Below are 17,084 nucleotides of genomic sequence, written 5' to 3'. Positions count from 1 at the left end.
TCACTGTGATATTTGCGGCTGTTCCCATGTCTGCCATACGCCTTCAACGCCAGCGGGCAGCCAGAGTTTACGCCCCAACTCAATCCACGGGCAGGGCTGATGGAAATCAGATCCAAGCGATGCCCATAAATGATGCTGACGCGCAAGCGTCGCCAGTTGGGTGCGTTCATTGGGCGATTGTTGGCACTGCGCCACTTCCATCGCGTCGCCGTGATGGTCGGCAAAATGCGCCACTAATCTTTTCAGCCACTTAGCGCTAAGGTCGTAGCGTCCCGGATGGGCCAACACCGCCTTACCGCCAGAATGATGAATGACATCAATAGCTTGTTCTATTGTACACCACTGCGGCGGAACGTAACCGGTTTTCCCACGCGCGAGATATTTTTTAAAAACATCCGCCATGGTCGCGGCTTTGCCGCACTCCACCAGAAAGCGGGCGAAGTGGCCGCGCGTCACCGCGCCGCCATTGGCCAGTCTCAATGCCCCTTCCCACGCGCCGGGAATATGGGCTTTTTCCAGACGCTCCGCAATGAGCCGACCACGCGCCTGACGCCGCTCTGTCTGCTGCGCCAGAAAATCGCGCATTGCCGGGTGCGCAATATCAATATTCAGACCCACAATGTGAATCTCATGATTCTCCCAGACCGTTGAAATCTCCACGCCGGGAATAAGATTCAGGGCCAGCCCGGAACGTGAAATTTCTTCTCTTGCCGCAGGAATCGCGGCTGTGGTGTCATGATCGGTAATCGCCAGCGTGCCGACTCGCATCTCTACCGCACGGTGTACTAATGTTTCTGGCGTCAACAGTCCATCGGACGCCGTGGTATGACTGTGCAGATCGTAAATCACTGCGTAATTCGTGTCGCTCAAGGCGGCTCCCATAGAGATAAAGGTATGTCATGTACATCATAACGGTTCCGGCAAATATACTGAAATAGGTGTTGACATTATTCCATCGAACTAGTTAACTAGTACGAAAGTTCACATGAAGAGGGTATCTAAAATGGCAGCGATATTTGCATTACACGGTTGGTGGCGCACTTCCTGATAGCGGGCGGTGTATGAACAGCTGTAATCAGCCAAACGATACCCGGCCCGCCTGTTAAGCGGGCTTTTTTTGAACAAAATAATGAGAATAACCATGCAAACACCAAAACCCACGCTCGAACTGTTGACCTGCGATGCCGCCTACCGGGAAAACCCAACGGCGCTTTTTCACCAGGTCTGCGGCGATCGCCCGGCAACGCTGCTGCTGGAATCCGCGGATATCGACAGTAAAGACGATTTAAAAAGCCTGCTGCTGGTAGATAGCGCGCTGCGCATTACCGCTTTAGGTGACACTGTCACTATTCAGGCGTTATCTGATAATGGCGCCTCGTTATTGCCGCTACTGGATACCGCCCTGCCCGCTGGCGTGGAGAACGAAGTCCTGCCTGCCGGTCGCATTCTACGCTTTCCCCCCGTCAGCCCATTATTAGATGAAGACGCCCGTTTATGCTCTCTGTCGGTATTTGATGCGTTCCGCCTGTTACAGGGGGTGGTGAACATACCGACGCAAGAGCGGGAGGCTATGTTTTTCGGCGGTCTGTTTGCCTACGACCTGGTCGCTGGCTTTGAAGCGCTGCCACACCTTGAGGCTGGCAATAACTGCCCGGACTACTGCTTTTATTTAGCGGAAACGCTAATGGTGATAGATCATCAGAAAAAAAGCACCCGTATTCAGGCCAGTCTGTTCACCGCCAGCGACCGGGAAAAACAGCGCCTGAACGCCCGCCTGGCCTATCTTAGCCAACAGTTAACCCAGCCTGCGCCGCCGTTGCCGGTGACGCCGGTGCCGGACATGCGCTGCGAATGTAATCAGAGCGATGACGCGTTCGGCGCGGTGGTACGCCAGTTGCAAAAAGCCATCCGCGCGGGGGAGATATTTCAGGTGGTGCCGTCGCGCCGCTTTTCATTGCCCTGCCCGTCGCCGTTGGCTGCCTACTACGTGCTGAAAAAGAGCAACCCCAGCCCGTATATGTTCTTTATGCAGGATAATGATTTCACGCTTTTCGGCGCGTCGCCGGAAAGCTCGCTGAAATATGACGCCACCAGCCGTCAGATTGAAATTTACCCCATCGCGGGTACCCGTCCACGCGGTCGCCGCGCCGATGGTACGCTGGACAGAGATCTCGACAGCCGTATTGAGCTGGACATGCGTACCGACCATAAAGAGCTTTCCGAACATCTGATGCTGGTCGATCTGGCGCGCAATGACCTGGCGCGCATCTGTACGCCGGGCAGTCGCTACGTTGCCGATCTGACAAAAGTTGACCGCTATTCGTACGTGATGCATCTGGTTTCCCGGGTGGTGGGCGAACTGCGTCACGATCTCGACGCGCTGCACGCCTATCGCGCCTGCATGAACATGGGCACCCTGAGCGGCGCGCCGAAAGTACGCGCCATGCAGTTGATTGCCGATGCGGAAGGACAGCGCCGCGGCAGCTATGGCGGCGCTGTCGGTTACTTCACCGCCCACGGCGATCTGGACACCTGTATTGTTATCCGCTCCGCGCTGGTGGAGAACGGTATCGCCACCGTACAGGCGGGCGCCGGAATCGTGCTGGACTCTGTTCCGCAGTCTGAAGCCGATGAAACCCGTAATAAAGCGCGCGCCGTATTGCGTGCTATCGCCACCGCGCATCATGCACAGGAGACCTTCTGATGGCTGATATTCTGCTGCTCGATAACATCGACTCGTTTACATGGAACCTGGCAGATCAGCTACGGACCAACGGTCATAACGTGGTGATTTACCGTAACCATATTCCGGCACAGACGCTTATCGATCGCCTGGCGACAATGAAAAATCCGGTGCTAATGCTCTCCCCCGGTCCGGGCGTTCCCAGCGAGGCAGGCTGTATGCCGGAGCTGCTGACCCGACTACGCGGCAAGTTACCGATCGTCGGCATTTGTCTGGGGCATCAGGCGATTGTCGAAGCTTACGGCGGTTATGTCGGTCAGGCGGGAGAAATCCTGCATGGCAAAGCCTCCAGCATTGAGCATGACGGTCAGGCGATGTTCGCCGGGCTGGCGAATCCGCTACCGGTCGCGCGTTATCATTCGCTGGTCGGCAGTAATGTTCCTGCCGGGCTGACCATTAACGCCCATTTCAACGGCATGGTGATGGCGGTACGTCATGATGCGGATCGCGTTTGCGGTTTTCAATTTCATCCTGAGTCCATCCTGACGACGCAGGGCGCGCGTCTGCTGGAGCAAACATTAGCCTGGGCGCAGCAAAAGCTGGAACCGACAAACACCCTACAGCCGATTCTGGAGAAACTCTATCAGGCGCAAACTCTGACGCAACAAGAGAGCCATCAGTTGTTTTCGGCGGTCGTCCGCGGCGAACTTAAGCCTGAACAGCTCGCTGCCGCGCTGGTGAGCATGAAAATTCGCGGCGAGCATCCCAATGAAATTGCCGGCGCCGCCACTGCGTTGCTGGAAAATGCCGCCCCGTTCCCGCGCCCGGACTATCTGTTTGCGGATATCGTTGGTACCGGCGGCGATGGCAGTAACAGTATCAATATCTCTACCGCCAGCGCCTTTGTCGCAGCGGCCTGTGGACTGAAAGTGGCGAAACACGGCAACCGTAGCGTGTCCAGCAAATCGGGGTCATCCGATCTGTTGGCAGCGTTCGGTATTAATCTGGATATGAACGCCGATAAATCACGTCAGGCGTTAGATGAGCTGGGCGTCTGTTTCCTGTTTGCGCCGAAATATCACACCGGATTCCGTCACGCGATGCCGGTTCGCCAACAGTTAAAAACGCGAACCCTGTTCAACGTACTCGGCCCGCTGATCAACCCGGCGCATCCGCCGCTGGCGTTGATTGGCGTCTATAGCCCGGAGCTGGTGCTGCCGATTGCGGAAACCTTACGGGTACTGGGCTATCAGCGCGCGGCGGTGGTACATAGCGGCGGCATGGATGAGGTTTCGCTCCATGCGCCGACGATTGTCGCGGAGCTGCATGACGGCGAAATTAAAAGCTATCAACTGACGGCGGAGGATTTTGGCCTGACGCCTTACCACCAGGATCAGTTGGCTGGCGGCACGCCGGAAGAAAACCGTGACATTCTGACGCGGTTATTACAAGGTAAAGGCGATGCCGCGCATGAGGCCGCCGTCGCCGCCAACGTGGCGATGCTGATGCGTCTGCATGGTCAGGAAGATCTCAAAACCAACGCGCAAACCGTGCTTGATGTTCTGCGCAACGGCACCGCATATGACAGAGTCACCGCACTGGCGGCAAGAGGGTAAATAATGCAAACCGTTTTAGCGAAAATCGTCGCAGACAAGGCGATTTGGGTAGAAGCCCGCAAACAGCAACAGCCGCTGGCCAGTTTTCAAAATGAGATCCAGCCAAGTACACGCCATTTTTATGATGCGCTCCAGGGCGCGCGTACCGCCTTTATTCTGGAGTGTAAGAAAGCATCGCCATCAAAAGGCGTGATTCGCGATGATTTCGATCCGGCGCGTATTGCCAGTATTTATCAACATTACGCCTCGGCGATCTCGGTGCTCACCGACGAAAAATATTTTCAGGGGAGCTTCGATTTTCTGCCGGTCGTTAGCCAAAGCGCGCCGCAGCCGATTCTGTGTAAGGATTTTATTATCGATCCGTATCAGATCTACCTTGCCCGTTACTATCAGGCCGATGCCTGTTTACTGATGCTCTCGGTTCTGGATGACGAACAGTATCGCCAACTCTCCGCCGTCGCGCACAGTCTGAAAATGGGCGTGCTCACGGAAGTCAGTAATGACGAAGAACGGGAGCGCGCGATAGCGTTAGGCGCAAAAGTGGTAGGTATCAACAATCGCGATCTGCGCGATCTGTCAATTGATTTGAATCGCACCCGCCAGCTGGCGCCAAAACTGGGCCACGGCGTGACTGTCATCAGCGAGTCCGGGATTAATACCTATGGTCAGGTACGCGAACTGAGCCACTTCGCCAACGGTTTTTTAATTGGCTCCGCGTTAATGGCGCATGACGATCTTAACGCCGCCGTCCGTCGCGTGCTGCTTGGCGAGAATAAAGTCTGCGGCCTGACCCGCGCCCAGGACGCTAAAGCTGCCTGTGACGCTGGTGCAATATATGGCGGGTTGATTTTTGTGCCCTCATCTCCGCGCGCGGTTAGCGTTGAGCAGGCGCGAGAAGTGATAAGCGCCGCGTCATTGCAGTACGTCGGTGTTTTCCAGGACGCTGATATCGCCGATGTTTGCCAGAAAGCTGCCGTCCTGCCGCTTTCTGCCGTACAGCTACATGGCAGCGAAGACCAGGCGTATGTCAACGCGCTGCGCGAGGCGTTGCCGCGCAATGTGCAAATCTGGAAGGCGCTGAGCGTTAGCGATGCCCTTCCCGCACGCGATTATCACCATGTCGATAAATACATTTTCGACAATGGGCAAGGCGGCAGCGGGCAGCGCTTCGACTGGTCACTGCTACAGGGGCAACCGCTGGATAATGTGTTACTGGCGGGCGGGCTGGCGGCCGATAACTGCGTCCAGGCGGCGCAAGTCGGCTGTGCCGGTCTCGATTTTAATTCAGGTGTGGAGTCACAGCCGGGCATCAAAGATGCTCGTCTTCTGGCCTCGGTTTTTCAGACACTGCGCGCATATTAAGGAAAAAACATGACAACACTTCTCAACCCCTACTTTGGTGAATTCGGCGGCATGTATGTGCCGCAGATCCTGATGCCTGCGCTGAACCAGCTTGAAGAGGCCTTCGTCAGCGCGCAAAAAGATCCTGAATTTCAGGCGCAATTCGCCGATCTGCTAAAAAACTACGCGGGACGCCCCACCGCGCTGACGAAATGCCAGAACATTACCGCCGGTACGCGTACCACGTTGTATTTAAAGCGCGAAGATTTACTGCACGGCGGCGCGCACAAAACCAATCAGGTACTGGGTCAGGCGCTGCTGGCCAAACGGATGGGGAAAAGCGAGATTATCGCTGAAACCGGCGCCGGTCAGCACGGCGTCGCCTCTGCGCTCGCCAGCGCCCTGCTGGGTCTGAAATGCCGTATCTATATGGGCGCCAAAGACGTTGAGCGCCAGTCGCCGAACGTCTTCCGTATGCGTCTGATGGGCGCTGAGGTCATCCCGGTTCATAGCGGCTCCGCTACGCTAAAAGATGCCTGTAACGAGGCGCTGCGCGACTGGTCCGGTAGTTACGAAATCGCGCACTATATGCTCGGCACGGCGGCAGGACCGCATCCCTATCCCACCATCGTTCGCGAGTTCCAACGCATGATTGGCGAAGAGACGAAAGCGCAAATCCTCGACAAAGAGGGCCGTCTGCCAGATGCCGTTATCGCTTGCGTCGGTGGCGGCTCAAACGCTATCGGGATGTTTGCGGATTTTATTAATGATACCAGCGTCGGGCTAATAGGCGTTGAACCTGGCGGTCACGGTATTGAAACCGGCGAGCATGGCGCGCCGCTTAAACATGGTCGCGTTGGCATCTATTTCGGGATGAAAGCGCCGATGATGCAAACAGCGGACGGGCAAATTGAAGAGTCCTATTCCATTTCCGCCGGGCTCGATTTCCCGTCCGTTGGGCCGCAACATGCGTACCTGAACAGCATCGGACGCGCGGATTATGTCTCCATTACCGATGATGAGGCGCTGGAAGCCTTCAAAACGTTGTGCCGCCATGAGGGAATTATCCCGGCGCTGGAATCCTCCCACGCGTTGGCGCACGCTCTGAAAATGATGCGCGAGCAGCCGGAAAAAGAGCAACTGCTGGTGGTCAATCTCTCTGGCCGCGGAGATAAAGACATCTTTACCGTACACGATATCCTGAAAGCGCGAGGGGAAATCTGATGGAACGCTACGAAAATTTATTTGCACAGCTCAACGATCGCCGGGAAGGCGCTTTTGTCCCCTTCGTAACTCTGGGCGACCCTGGCATTGAACAGTCACTGAAAATTATCGACACACTGATTGACGCTGGCGCCGACGCTCTGGAGCTGGGGGTTCCCTTCTCCGATCCGCTGGCCGATGGCCCTACCATCCAGAATGCGAACTTACGCGCCTTCGCCGCTGGCGTCACGCCGGCTCAGTGTTTTGAAATGCTGGCGCTGATTCGTGAAAAACACCCGACCATTCCGATTGGCCTGCTAATGTACGCAAATCTGGTGTTCAATAACGGCATAGATGCATTCTATGCCCGTTGTGAACAGGTTGGCGTAGATTCCGTGCTGGTCGCAGATGTCCCGGTTGAAGAATCGGCCCCCTTCCGCCAGGCGGCGTTACGGCATAATATCGCGCCGATCTTCATCTGCCCGCCAAATGCGGATGACGATCTTCTGCGCCAGGTCGCATCTTACGGCCGCGGTTACACCTACCTGCTTTCGCGTTCGGGCGTCACCGGCGCGGAAAACCGTGGCGCATTGCCGTTGCATCATCTCATTGAGAAGCTTAAAGAGTACCATGCCGCGCCTGCGTTACAGGGCTTCGGTATCTCCTCGCCGGAACAGGTGTCTGCGGCCGTGCGTGCCGGGGCGGCTGGCGCTATCTCCGGCTCAGCCATTGTCAAGATTATCGAGAAAAACCTCGCGTCTCCCGAACAGATGTTGGCGGAGCTCAGGTCCTTTGTCTCAGCGATGAAAGCCGCCAGCCGCGCATAACGGGTTAAGCCGTCAGCATAACGCTGGCGGCTTAATGAGAGGTTGGCACCGAACCAGAATCACGATTCAGATGTAGATCATCAATCTTTTTGGTGTTATTCCCTGTCCAGCTTTCAAAAAGTCTGAAGTCAATTTTTGCTAAGAAAACTCCTAATCACGCCGGTAACTCTCGCGTTTTCACGTCAATTTCCCCCTCCTTTATGTAAAGAAATGTCAACAAACAATGTGTTAACGTTTCTGTGGCCGCAGATAGTAACTCTTGTTATTAATAACAATGCAAAGCATTTTCTGTTAAAACGCTTATTCTAAAAGAAAATATAGAATATATTATCTCTAAACCATTTTTTATGCGTTATTTACGCGGTAAATCACAACTATTTCCGTCAATTTGACTAATCGGTTTAACCAACTAATTTTAATAGTGTGTCGACACGGTTAAAAACCGATTTTTTCAGCAAACAACGAGACAGGAGAAATAATATGGCCGAACATCGTGGTGGTTCAGGAAATTTCGCCGAGAATCGTGAGAAAGCATCTGAAGCAGGCCGCAAAGGCGGTCAACATAGCGGTGGGAATTTCAAAAACGATCCGCAACGAGCTTCTGAAGCTGGTAAAAAAGGTGGCCAGAATAGTCACGGCGGACGTAAATCCGATAATTCCTGATTTACTGTAATGTAAATATAACACATGCTTTTATCAAGCAATCTGCGAGTCTTCTGGCTCGCAGTATTTTGCCCAGGAGAATTAGATTTATGAATATCAAAACCGTTGAAGACCTTTTTATCCATCTACTTTCAGACACCTATAGTGCAGAAAAACAATTAACCAAGGCTCTTTCTAAACTTGCCAGAGCTACGTCCAATGAAAAATTAAGCCAGGCCTTTCAATCTCATCTTGAAGAAACCCAGGGTCAGATTGAACGTATTGATCAGATCGTCGAATCTGAATCTGGCATTAAATTGAAAAGAATGAAATGCGTCGCTATGGAAGGGCTGATTGAAGAAGCCAATGAAGTCATCGAAAGTACGGAGAAAAACGAAGTACGCGATGCAGCGCTTATCGCCGCGGCGCAAAAAGTCGAGCATTACGAAATCGCCAGCTACGGCACGCTAGCCACCCTGGCCGAGCAGCTTGGCTATAGCAAAGCATTAAAACTACTCAAAGAAACCCTCGACGAGGAAAAACAAACTGATTTAAAACTTACCGATTTAGCAGTCAGCAATGTTAATAAAAGTGCTGAACGCAAATCGAAATAATATCTATAGTTATCAGCTTGCATGATTCCAGTTTTATTATCGGAGCAGATTATCACGCATTGAGGAATTTAAAATGAATTATACTGAACATTATCATGACTGGCTTCGTGACGCCCATGCCATGGAAAAACAGGCAGAATCGATGCTTGAATCTATGGCCAGCCGCATTGAAAATTATCCTGATATATACCCAAAATAATTCGAGTTGCTTAAAGGCGGCAAGGGAGTGAGTCCCCAGGAGCATAGATAACTATGTGACTGGGGTGAACGAGCGTAGCCAACACATAAGCAACTTGAAGTATGAAGGGTATAAAAGCCAGAATTGAACAGCACATTAATGAAACCAAACATCAAATTACCATGCTCGAAGAAGTGTTGGACCGTAATGGCATTTCCCGTTCGGTGTTGAAAGACTCCATGAGCAAAATGGCAGCGATGGGGCAATCTATCGGTGGCATGTTCCCTTCCGATGAAATTGTTAAAGGCTCAATCAGCGGTTATGTTTTCGAGCAGTTCGAAATTGCTTGTTATACCTCCCTGCTGGCGGCGGCAAAAAAAGCTGGCGACACTGCCTCAATTCCGACGATTGAAGCCATTCTGAAAGAAGAAATGCAAATGGCTGACTGGCTTATCAAACATATTCCGCAGACAACAGAACAATTTTTACTGCGATCTGAAGCAGATGGCGTTGAAGCCAAAAAATAAATAATAAGCAGGAGGCAATATGTTTCGACACGTAAAACAACTTCAATATACTGTGCGAGTGAGCGAGCCTAATCCTGGATTAGCGAACCTGCTGTTGGAACAGTTTGGCGGCCCACAGGGCGAACTGGCGGCCGCCTGCCGCTACTTCACGCAAGGTTTAAGCGATGATGATGCCGGTCGTAGAGAGATGTTAATGGACATCGCCACCGAGGAGCTGAGTCATCTGGAAATTATCGGCTCGCTGGTAGGAATGCTTAATAAAGGCGCTAAAGGCGAGCTGGCGGAAGGCACCGAAAGCGAAGCGGAACTTTATCGCTCGCTGACGCAGAATGGTAATGACAGCCATATCACCTCTCTGCTGTATGGCGGCGGCCCTGCGTTGACGAACTCCGGCGGCGTACCGTGGACCGCGGCTTATATTGATACTATCGGCGAAGTCACAGCCGATCTACGCTCAAACATCGCGGCAGAGGCGCGAGCGAAGATCATTTATGAACGCCTGATTAATCTGACCGACGATCCTGGCGTAAAAGACACGCTCAGTTTCTTAATGACCCGTGAAGTCGCGCACCAGCTCTCTTTTGAAAAGGCGCTGTATTCGATTCGTAACAACTTCCCGCCGGGTAAATTACCGCCGGTAGAACAGTATACCGACGTGTACTACAACATGTCGCAAGGCGACGATCCGCGAGGTAGCTGGAATAGCGATGAGAACTTCAACTATGTCGCAGAACCGATGCCTGCTGTTGATGGCGGCGATGGCCTGGCGACAGTGAAATTGCCGCACGAGCAGTTGGCGCTGCTCAAAGCGATGGCCGAAAGAACGAAATCGGACTCCACCGTTGATCCTCTCACTGGCGCAGAACCAGGCTGCGGCGAACCGAAAGAAGACAAGTGAGTTCCGACAAGTAAAATCCGTGTGTCATGTCCTTTTTTGACCCCGCCTGGCGGGGTCTTTTTTCGTCACAACATCACGCGATTAGAAACGATAGCCTGCCGAGAACATAAATACCCATGGGTCCAGACGCACGCTGTCATGCTGCTGAACGCCGCCCATTTTATAATTGGCGGTAGTATCAATATCCATGTACCAGACAGAGGCGCCAATTAACCAGTCGCGGTTAATCAGGTAATCTACCCCAACTTGCCCTGCCGCGCCCCAGGAATCCTTAAAGCTCAGATCGGACAGCCCGGCCTTTTTACCATTATCGTTAAAGTCGTTATCGAAGAAGGTGGTGTAGTTCACCCCCACGCCGACATAAGGACGCACTTTGCTGTTGGAATCGCCGAAGTACCACTGCGCCATTAACGTTGGCGGCAACAGGTGAACCGTGGCGATATCGCCCGTCGCGCCCGTACCCACCTTATGGCGGAACGGCGTGGCCGCCAGCAATTCAACCCCGATATTGTCCGTCGCCATGTAAGTGAATGTCAGTCCGAGTTGCGTGTTATTACTCACATCAAACCCGTTTAAATGCCCCAGCGTACCACCCGCCCCTTCTGTAGGTCTGACGGTTGCCGGGCCTGCGCGCATAAAGAATTCTCCGGCTTCGTGCGCGAACGCGCTACCTGAGAGAAGAGTTGTTAACGCCAGTGCCGCCACTGTAAATTTTTTCATACCCGCTCCATCGTTATGGTTATAAAAGCGTGATGAATATACCCACAATGAAGTAATAAGTGATCTAACACAGATCACATTTGTTCTTATAATTTAACATTTATTGATCCAGATTAATTTAGAACTTGCATTGAAAATCCTGGTTATAGTAATTCAGATCAATTTTGACATATTCACGCTATGCAAATATTTGTCTGCTCTGTTGCCCTGGCGATAAAGGCTGGCTAAGGTAATCAATGTCCCACAATGGCGCGTGGCGTTAAGATTCGCGAACACTGCGGGACAGATTAATTTCCGTTGTAATCTATTGATACGTGAGTTTTTTGCAGGTGAATCATGAGCGTTCTTAACCCATGCATGACATGCGGTGCCTATTGTGCCTATTTCCGTGTCTCCTTTTATTGGGCTGAAGGCGACGATGCCAGCGGACGCGTTCCGGCATCATTAACCGAGCCTGTTACCCCTTTTTTACGTTGTATGGCCGGTACCAACCAAAAACAGCCGCACTGTAAAGCGCTAATTGGCACGCCGGGTGAAAATGTCAGTTGCGCTATTTATGAAAACCGCCCTTCAACCTGTCGCGAATTTTCGATATCGGGCGAAGGAGGCGAAGTGAATGAGGCGTGCAATCGCGCCCGCGCGCGATACGGATTACCGCCGCTTTACAAAGATATGCTTTTCCATACAACTGCTGATGCTGCCACTGTAGAGTTATCCAGGGTACAATTGCCCGCAAATTAACACCTGCAAAACTCAAGGAGAGTGCATGTCTATCACGGCGAAGTCCGTTTACCGTGACGCCGGAAATTTTTTCCGAAATCAATTTATTACTATCTTGCTGGTTTCGTTGCTGTGCGCATTTATCACGGTGGTCTTAGGTCATGCCTTTTCACCCAGCGATGCGCAAATCGCGCAACTCAGTGAAGGAGAACATCTGGCAGGCAGCGCTGGCCTGTTTGAGCTGGTACAAAATATGACGCCGGAGCAGCAGCAGATCCTGTTGCGCGCCTCTGCCGCCTCGACGTTTTCCGGGCTTATCGGCAACGCTATTCTGGCCGGCGGTATCATCCTGATGATTCAGTTAGTTTCAGCGGGACATCGGGTTAGCGCGCTGCGCGCTATCGGCGCCAGCGCCCCTGCATTGCCTAAACTGTTTATTCTCATTTTTCTGACTACCCTGTTAGTGCAAATCGGTATAATGCTGATTGTCGTTCCGGGGATTATTATGGCCATTGTGCTGGCGCTTGCGCCAGTGATGTTGGTTGAAGAGAAAATGGGCGTGTTTGCCGCAATGCGCAGCAGTATGCGTTTAGCCTGGGCTAACATGAGACTGGTCGCGCCCGCGGTGATAGGCTGGTTACTGGCTAAAACATTGCTATTGCTGTTCGCGCCCAGCTTCGCTGTACTGACCCCAAATGTAGGCGCTGTACTGGCGAATACGTTGAGCAATCTGATTTCCGCAGTATTGCTTATCTACTTATTCCGCCTGTATATGTTGATTCGCCAATAATCCGCAATGCGCCGTTACGCGGCGCATTCGACGCTCGTTGATGATGGAATCGAAGAATGAAGCAGTTTCTGGATTTTTTACCGCTGGTTGTCTTTTTTGCGTTTTATAAACTTTATGACATCTATGCGGCGACCTCCGCACTGATTGTCGCGACGGCAATCGTGCTGATTTATAGCTGGGTGCGCTATCGGAAAATAGAGAAGATGGCGCTGATTACCTTTGTTCTGGTTGCCGTCTTCGGCGGTCTGACGCTCTTCTTCCATAACGATGAATTTATTAAATGGAAGGTGACGGTTATTTATGCGCTGTTCGCCGGCGCGCTGTTAATAAGCCAGTGGGTGATGAAAAAACCGTTAATCCAACGTATGTTAGGTAAAGAACTGGCGTTGCCGCAGCAGATCTGGTCAAAGCTGAATCTGGCGTGGGCGCTGTTTTTTATTGTATGCGGTCTGGCTAACATTTATATCGCCTTCTGGTTGCCGCAAAATATCTGGGTCAACTTTAAGGTCTTTGGACTCACGGCGCTGACGCTCATTTTTACCCTGCTGAGCGGCGTCTATATCTACCGGCATCTGCCACAGGAAGATAAATCATAACCCTCCCGTAACTTATCATCGCCAGACTGCGAACGCCTGGCGATATTTTCTTCGCCTTTACGCCCTGCGCTTTCCCGTCAGTACCTTTATTCCCACTATTCTCCACACAAAATTCATAGTAGCATCGCGGCTGTAATTTTTTCTGATAGTCGGTTTACAATGACAACAATGGATAATACTCCTCAGGGCGAGCTGGTTTTACGTACATTGGCCATGCCTGCCGATACCAATGCGAACGGCGATATTTTTGGCGGCTGGCTGATGTCGCAAATGGATATTGGCGGCGCGATACTGGCCAAAGAGATCGCGCACGGTCGGGTTGTAACCGTACGCGTGGAAGGAATGACATTTCTGCGCCCCGTCGCGGTTGGCGATGTCGTATGCTGCTACGCGCGCTGCGTTAAACGCGGTACGACGTCTATTAGCATCAATATTGAAGTCTGGGTGAAAAAAGTCGCGTCAGAACCGATTGGACAGCGCTACAAGGCCACCGAGGCGCTGTTTATTTATGTTGCCGTCGATCCGGACGGTAAACCCCGCCCGCTCCCGGTTCAGGGTTAAGTATGCCCTTCAGGTAACAACTTACGCCGCCAGCAGGTAATGGTATATTCCTACTGGCGGCGTCAGAGATTACTCAATCTGCGCCGTACCGTTCAGACGGAAGATAATATTGACCACCAGCCCGGAACCCGGCTTGCCTGCTTCATAGCGCCATTTGCGCATCGCATTCTTAACTTCACGCTCAAACATATTGGCTGGCTGCGCGGACAGAATCTGTACATTTTCCACTCGCCCAGCAGCGGTCACGTCAAACTTCACCTTTACGCGGCCTTCAATACGTAACGCCTGTGCTCGCGCCGGATACTGCGGCTGGTTACGGCTCAGAGCGCGAGGTCCAGTGGGCACGCTCACCGCCGGCTTGCTGGTCGCCGACGCGGTGCTGCTTGTTGGCCGCGCCGGGGCGCTATTTTCAAACGGTGAGGCAGGACGCGGCGCGGCCGGTTTGACTTCGCGCTTCGGCTGCTCTTCAACCTTTTTCACCGGTTTCGGTTTTGGCTTGGGTTTTGGCTTAGGTTTGGGTTTGGGTTTCTCAATCACCACGGGCGCTTCTTTAGGCGGTTCAGGGATCGGCTCTGGCTCCGGTTCGGGTTCAACCACCGGCTCCGGCGGCGGCTGAACCGCCTGGGGTGGCTCCAGGTCAGCGGGTGAAACCATTGTCACCGTGATAGGCTGCGCTGGCGCAGGCAATTCAATAACCTGATGTACCGAGGTATAGAGCAAACCCGCCACTACAGCACCATGAATGCCTACGGAAAGGAGTGTCGGCCAGGGAAAGCGACGAGGTAAATCAAGGGTCATTGAAGTCATAATCGTTTCAGTTGAAAAACCAGAGCTGAATTTTAAATGCAAATAGCAATCATATTCAATAAGGCATTGCCGATAGCGGCATTTAAAAGATGATATCGCACAAAAACACCACACAAAATGTGCATGTTTAACAAAGTCGGTATCTTTACATTGCAGATAAAGGCCCTTTCCAATAACGTAATCAGCAACTTTTACCGATTAAGGAGCTCTACCCGTGCTGTATGTTATTTACGCTCAGGATAATGCCAACTCGCTTGAAAAACGCCTCTCGGTACGGCCCGCGCATCTGGCGCGCCTGCAACTTCTGCATGATGAAGGGCGATTATTAACTGCCGGGCCGATGCCCGCTGTGGACAGTAACGATCCTGGGATAGCCGGATTTACCGGGTCAACGGTGATTGCTGAATTTGAATCTTTAGAAGCAGCGCAATCCTGGGCTGATGCGGACCCCTACGTCGCAGCGGGCGTCTATGCGCAGGTTTCGGTCAAACCATATAAGAAGATCTTTTAAAGAGGATGGCCTGTTGGGCACCGCATACGGTGCCCTTACTGGCTCACACACCGTGAATCGCAAAGAGTAATGAATTACGCTGACGATTAAAGATGCATTTCCTGATGGTATGGATACGCATATTACGGCGTGATTGCCCTTCAAGCCAACGCGCTTTACGGCGGCTCGCCTGACGTAGCATTCGCCAGCGCCCCACTTCCGTTCTACTACGCTTCATGTTTACGACTCTCACTGTAACAGGAGCGCTATTATACCCCCTCGCCGGATGCAGACCAGCGCTTTTCCCGTGTTTTTATTTGCCATGTGAATCCTGACGCGTAAACTCTTAACAACACGCTTTCTAAAGGATTTTTAAAGTTATGACAACCTTCTACACCGTGGTGAGTTGGCTGGTCATTTTGGGATACTGGGTTCTCATTGCCGGCGTCACATTACGTATTCTAATGAAACGGCGCGCAGTTCCCTCCGCAATGGCCTGGTTGTTAATCATCTATATCCTTCCGCTGGTCGGGATCATCGCCTATTTGTCCGTGGGCGAATTGCATTTAGGCAAACGTCGCGCCGAGCGTGCCCGCGCCATGTGGCCGTCTACTGCCAAATGGTTGAATGACCTCAAAGCCTGCAAACACATTTTCGCGCAAGAAAACAGTAGCGTCGCATCGTCCTTGTTTAAGCTGTGCGAACGACGTCAGGGGATTGCGGGCGTCAAAGGCAACCAGTTGCAATTGCTTACCGACTCCGATGATGTCATGCAGGCGCTTATTCGCGATATCCAACTGGCGCGGCATAATATCGAAATGGTGTTTTACATCTGGCAGCCAGGCGGCATGGCGGATCAGGTCGCTGAATCGTTAATGGCCGCCGCCCGCCGCGGCATCCACTGCCGGCTTATGCTGGACTCCGCGGGTAGCGTCGCTTTCTTCCGCAGCCCCTGGGCGGCCATGATGCGTAACGCTGGCATTGAAGTCGTAGAGGCGCTGAAGGTGAATCTGATGCGCGTCTTTTTACGCCGTATGGATCTTCGCCAGCACCGTAAAATGGTGATGATTGACAATTACATCGCCTATACCGGCAGTATGAATATGGTGGACCCGCGTTTTTTCAAACAGGATGCCGGCGTTGGACAATGGGTCGATTTGATGGCGCGGATGGAGGGCCCCGTGGCGACAGCAATGGGGATTGTTTACTCCTGCGATTGGGAAATCGAGACGGGTAAACGCATTCTGCCTCCCCCGCCGGACGTGAATATTATGCCGTTTGAGCAGGCCAGCGGGCATACCATTCATACCATTGCTTCCGGTCCTGGTTTTCCGGAAGATCTCATTCACCAGGCACTATTAACCGCCACCTATGCTGCGCGCGAATATTTAATTATGACCACGCCATATTTCGTCCCCAGCGACGATCTGCTGCACGCCATTTGTACCGCTGCGCAGCGCGGCGTGGATGTCAGTATTATCCTGCCCCGTAAAAACGATTCACTGCTCGTCGGCTGGGCCAGTCGCGCCTTTTTCAGCGAGTTACTGGCGGCGGGCGTGAAAATCTATCAGTTCGAAGGCGGGCTGTTACATACTAAAAGCGTGCTGGTCGATGGCGAACTGAGCCTGGTCGGTACCGTGAATCTCGACATGCGTAGCCTGTGGCTTAATTTCGAGATTACGCTGGTCATTGATGATACGGGTTTCGGCGCCGATCTGGCTGCGGTACAGGACGATTATATTTCGCGCTCCCGCCTGTTAGATGCGCGTTTGTGGGTAAAACGTCCGCTATGGCAGCGTATTACCGAGCGATTGTTTTACTTCTTTAGTCCATTGCTGTAAAACGTGACCAACATGAGTAAACAGGTAGTC

General features: G+C 52.5%; 19 protein-coding genes, 2 pseudogenes and 1 other annotated feature. Of the genes and pseudogenes, 17 read left to right on the top strand and 4 right to left on the bottom strand.

Going from position 1 to position 17,084, the window contains the following annotated elements:
• Positions 1-882 carry an RNase RNM gene (gene rnm / locus ACLD4K_RS01425; RefSeq protein ID WP_000500442.1) on the bottom strand — a complete coding sequence of 294 codons (882 nt, stop codon included), beginning with the start codon at positions 880-882 and terminating at the stop codon, positions 1-3.
• A 121-nt stretch (positions 883-1,003) separates the two neighbouring features.
• Between rnm and trpL the strand changes: the two genes are divergently transcribed.
• From trpL to ACLD4K_RS01370, 11 genes and pseudogenes are all read left to right on the top strand, one after another.
• Complete coding sequence (trpL, locus tag ACLD4K_RS01420) at positions 1,004-1,048, top strand: trp operon leader peptide (protein ID WP_006496683.1); 45 nt, start codon at positions 1,004-1,006, stop codon at positions 1,046-1,048.
• Positions 1,025-1,120 (top strand) — a sequence feature (Trp leader region). (Overlaps the previous gene by 24 nt.)
• Before the next feature lie 21 nt (positions 1,121-1,141).
• Positions 1,142-2,704, top strand: coding sequence for an anthranilate synthase component I (gene trpE / locus ACLD4K_RS01415; RefSeq protein WP_001194377.1), 1,563 nt, complete (start codon positions 1,142-1,144; stop codon positions 2,702-2,704).
• Positions 2,704-4,299, top strand: a complete 1,596-nt coding sequence (gene trpD / locus ACLD4K_RS01410) for a bifunctional anthranilate synthase glutamate amidotransferase component TrpG/anthranilate phosphoribosyltransferase TrpD (protein WP_411011261.1) — start codon at positions 2,704-2,706, stop codon at positions 4,297-4,299. Before trpE ends, trpD begins: the two co-directional genes overlap by 1 nt.
• Positions 4,300-4,302: 3 nt before the next feature.
• Positions 4,303-5,661 (top strand): bifunctional indole-3-glycerol-phosphate synthase TrpC/phosphoribosylanthranilate isomerase TrpF, encoded by a 1,359-nt coding sequence (trpCF, locus tag ACLD4K_RS01405; protein ID WP_411011260.1) that lies wholly within the window; start codon positions 4,303-4,305, stop codon positions 5,659-5,661.
• A gap of 9 nt (positions 5,662-5,670) precedes the next feature.
• Entirely contained in the window at positions 5,671-6,864 is a 1,194-nt protein-coding gene (trpB, locus tag ACLD4K_RS01400) for a tryptophan synthase subunit beta (RefSeq protein ID WP_411011259.1), read from the top strand.
• The gene (gene trpA / locus ACLD4K_RS01395) at positions 6,864-7,670 is read left to right on the top strand and encodes a tryptophan synthase subunit alpha (RefSeq protein WP_000443029.1); all 807 of its coding nucleotides are present in this window, start codon (positions 6,864-6,866) and stop codon (positions 7,668-7,670) included. Before trpB ends, trpA begins: the two co-directional genes overlap by 1 nt.
• A 480-nt stretch (positions 7,671-8,150) precedes the next feature.
• Positions 8,151-8,333, top strand: a complete 183-nt coding sequence (locus ACLD4K_RS01390) for a general stress protein (RefSeq protein WP_000807657.1) — start codon at positions 8,151-8,153, stop codon at positions 8,331-8,333.
• A gap of 89 nt (positions 8,334-8,422) precedes the next feature.
• Complete coding sequence (locus ACLD4K_RS01385) at positions 8,423-8,926, top strand: ferritin-like domain-containing protein (protein ID WP_001022826.1); 504 nt, start codon at positions 8,423-8,425, stop codon at positions 8,924-8,926.
• Positions 8,927-8,999: 73 nt separating this feature from the next.
• Positions 9,000-9,110: pseudogene (locus ACLD4K_RS01380) on the top strand (DUF892 family protein); the annotation flags it as partial.
• 125 nt (positions 9,111-9,235) lie between these two features.
• Positions 9,236-9,631, top strand: a pseudogene (locus ACLD4K_RS01375) (ferritin-like domain-containing protein); the annotation flags it as partial.
• Between the two features lie 19 nt (positions 9,632-9,650).
• Positions 9,651-10,529, top strand: coding sequence for a manganese catalase family protein (locus ACLD4K_RS01370; RefSeq protein WP_411011258.1), 879 nt, complete (start codon positions 9,651-9,653; stop codon positions 10,527-10,529).
• An 81-nt stretch (positions 10,530-10,610) separates the two neighbouring features.
• On the opposite strand, the gene ompW is transcribed toward ACLD4K_RS01370, so the two are convergent.
• Positions 10,611-11,249, bottom strand: coding sequence for an outer membrane protein OmpW (gene ompW, locus ACLD4K_RS01365; RefSeq protein ID WP_411011257.1), 639 nt, complete (start codon positions 11,247-11,249; stop codon positions 10,611-10,613).
• Between the two features lie 336 nt (positions 11,250-11,585).
• On the opposite strand from ompW, the gene ACLD4K_RS01360 reads away from it, so the two are divergent.
• The 4 genes from ACLD4K_RS01360 to yciA all read left to right on the top strand — a co-directional run bounded on the left by ACLD4K_RS01360 (position 11,586) and on the right by yciA (position 13,916).
• The gene (locus ACLD4K_RS01360) at positions 11,586-11,990 is read left to right on the top strand and encodes a YkgJ family cysteine cluster protein (protein ID WP_411011256.1); all 405 of its coding nucleotides are present in this window, start codon (positions 11,586-11,588) and stop codon (positions 11,988-11,990) included.
• 25 nt (positions 11,991-12,015) lie between these two features.
• The gene (locus ACLD4K_RS01355; RefSeq protein ID WP_000028507.1) at positions 12,016-12,759 is read left to right on the top strand and encodes a YciC family protein; all 744 of its coding nucleotides are present in this window, start codon (positions 12,016-12,018) and stop codon (positions 12,757-12,759) included.
• A 56-nt stretch (positions 12,760-12,815) separates the two neighbouring features.
• A complete protein-coding gene (locus ACLD4K_RS01350) occupies positions 12,816-13,355 on the top strand; it encodes a septation protein A (RefSeq protein ID WP_411011255.1) in 540 nt (179 codons plus the stop codon).
• 159 nt (positions 13,356-13,514) lie between these two features.
• On the top strand, positions 13,515-13,916 hold the full coding sequence (gene yciA, locus ACLD4K_RS01345; RefSeq protein WP_000210317.1) for an acyl-CoA thioester hydrolase YciA: 402 nt from the start codon (positions 13,515-13,517) through the stop codon (positions 13,914-13,916).
• Positions 13,917-13,985: 69 nt separating this feature from the next.
• On the opposite strand, the gene tonB is transcribed toward yciA, so the two are convergent.
• Positions 13,986-14,714 carry a TonB system transport protein TonB gene (gene tonB / locus ACLD4K_RS01340; RefSeq protein ID WP_411011334.1) on the bottom strand — a complete coding sequence of 243 codons (729 nt, stop codon included), beginning with the start codon at positions 14,712-14,714 and terminating at the stop codon, positions 13,986-13,988.
• 223 nt (positions 14,715-14,937) lie between these two features.
• Here tonB and ACLD4K_RS01335 point away from each other — a divergent pair, with 223 nt between their 5' ends.
• Positions 14,938-15,234, top strand: coding sequence for a YciI family protein (locus ACLD4K_RS01335; protein WP_411011254.1), 297 nt, complete (start codon positions 14,938-14,940; stop codon positions 15,232-15,234).
• A 43-nt stretch (positions 15,235-15,277) separates the two neighbouring features.
• Here the strand turns inward: ACLD4K_RS01335 and ACLD4K_RS01330 are convergent, their stop codons facing one another.
• Positions 15,278-15,451 carry a YciY family protein gene (locus ACLD4K_RS01330; RefSeq protein WP_001531561.1) on the bottom strand — a complete coding sequence of 58 codons (174 nt, stop codon included), beginning with the start codon at positions 15,449-15,451 and terminating at the stop codon, positions 15,278-15,280.
• A 142-nt stretch (positions 15,452-15,593) separates the two neighbouring features.
• On the opposite strand from ACLD4K_RS01330, the gene cls reads away from it, so the two are divergent.
• Positions 15,594-17,054, top strand: a complete 1,461-nt coding sequence (gene cls / locus ACLD4K_RS01325; protein ID WP_000206886.1) for a cardiolipin synthase — start codon at positions 15,594-15,596, stop codon at positions 17,052-17,054.
• The last annotated feature ends 30 nt before the right edge of the window (positions 17,055-17,084 follow it).

The organism is Salmonella sp. 741265055_HSA (assembly GCF_046569525.1).
Classification (GTDB): domain Bacteria; phylum Pseudomonadota; class Gammaproteobacteria; order Enterobacterales; family Enterobacteriaceae; genus Salmonella; species Salmonella enterica.
Note: the sequence above shows the minus strand (reverse complement) of the source record. Positions and strands in the feature narration are given on the sequence as shown.

Coding starts and splice junctions, on each gene's coding strand:
- rnm (WP_000500442.1), bottom strand. CDS start 882: ATGGGAGCCGCCTTGAGCGACACGAATTACGCAGTGATTTACGATCTG.
- trpE (WP_001194377.1), top strand. CDS start 1,142: ATGCAAACACCAAAACCCACGCTCGAACTGTTGACCTGCGATGCCGCC.
- trpD (WP_411011261.1), top strand. CDS start 2,704: ATGGCTGATATTCTGCTGCTCGATAACATCGACTCGTTTACATGGAAC.
- trpCF (WP_411011260.1), top strand. CDS start 4,303: ATGCAAACCGTTTTAGCGAAAATCGTCGCAGACAAGGCGATTTGGGTA.
- trpB (WP_411011259.1), top strand. CDS start 5,671: ATGACAACACTTCTCAACCCCTACTTTGGTGAATTCGGCGGCATGTAT.
- trpA (WP_000443029.1), top strand. CDS start 6,864: ATGGAACGCTACGAAAATTTATTTGCACAGCTCAACGATCGCCGGGAA.
- ACLD4K_RS01390 (WP_000807657.1), top strand. CDS start 8,151: ATGGCCGAACATCGTGGTGGTTCAGGAAATTTCGCCGAGAATCGTGAG.
- ACLD4K_RS01385 (WP_001022826.1), top strand. CDS start 8,423: ATGAATATCAAAACCGTTGAAGACCTTTTTATCCATCTACTTTCAGAC.
- ACLD4K_RS01370 (WP_411011258.1), top strand. CDS start 9,651: ATGTTTCGACACGTAAAACAACTTCAATATACTGTGCGAGTGAGCGAG.
- ompW (WP_411011257.1), bottom strand. CDS start 11,249: ATGAAAAAATTTACAGTGGCGGCACTGGCGTTAACAACTCTTCTCTCA.
- ACLD4K_RS01360 (WP_411011256.1), top strand. CDS start 11,586: ATGAGCGTTCTTAACCCATGCATGACATGCGGTGCCTATTGTGCCTAT.
- ACLD4K_RS01355 (WP_000028507.1), top strand. CDS start 12,016: ATGTCTATCACGGCGAAGTCCGTTTACCGTGACGCCGGAAATTTTTTC.
- ACLD4K_RS01350 (WP_411011255.1), top strand. CDS start 12,816: ATGAAGCAGTTTCTGGATTTTTTACCGCTGGTTGTCTTTTTTGCGTTT.
- yciA (WP_000210317.1), top strand. CDS start 13,515: ATGACAACAATGGATAATACTCCTCAGGGCGAGCTGGTTTTACGTACA.
- tonB (WP_411011334.1), bottom strand. CDS start 14,714: ATGACCCTTGATTTACCTCGTCGCTTTCCCTGGCCGACACTCCTTTCC.
- ACLD4K_RS01330 (WP_001531561.1), bottom strand. CDS start 15,451: ATGAAGCGTAGTAGAACGGAAGTGGGGCGCTGGCGAATGCTACGTCAG.
- cls (WP_000206886.1), top strand. CDS start 15,594: ATGACAACCTTCTACACCGTGGTGAGTTGGCTGGTCATTTTGGGATAC.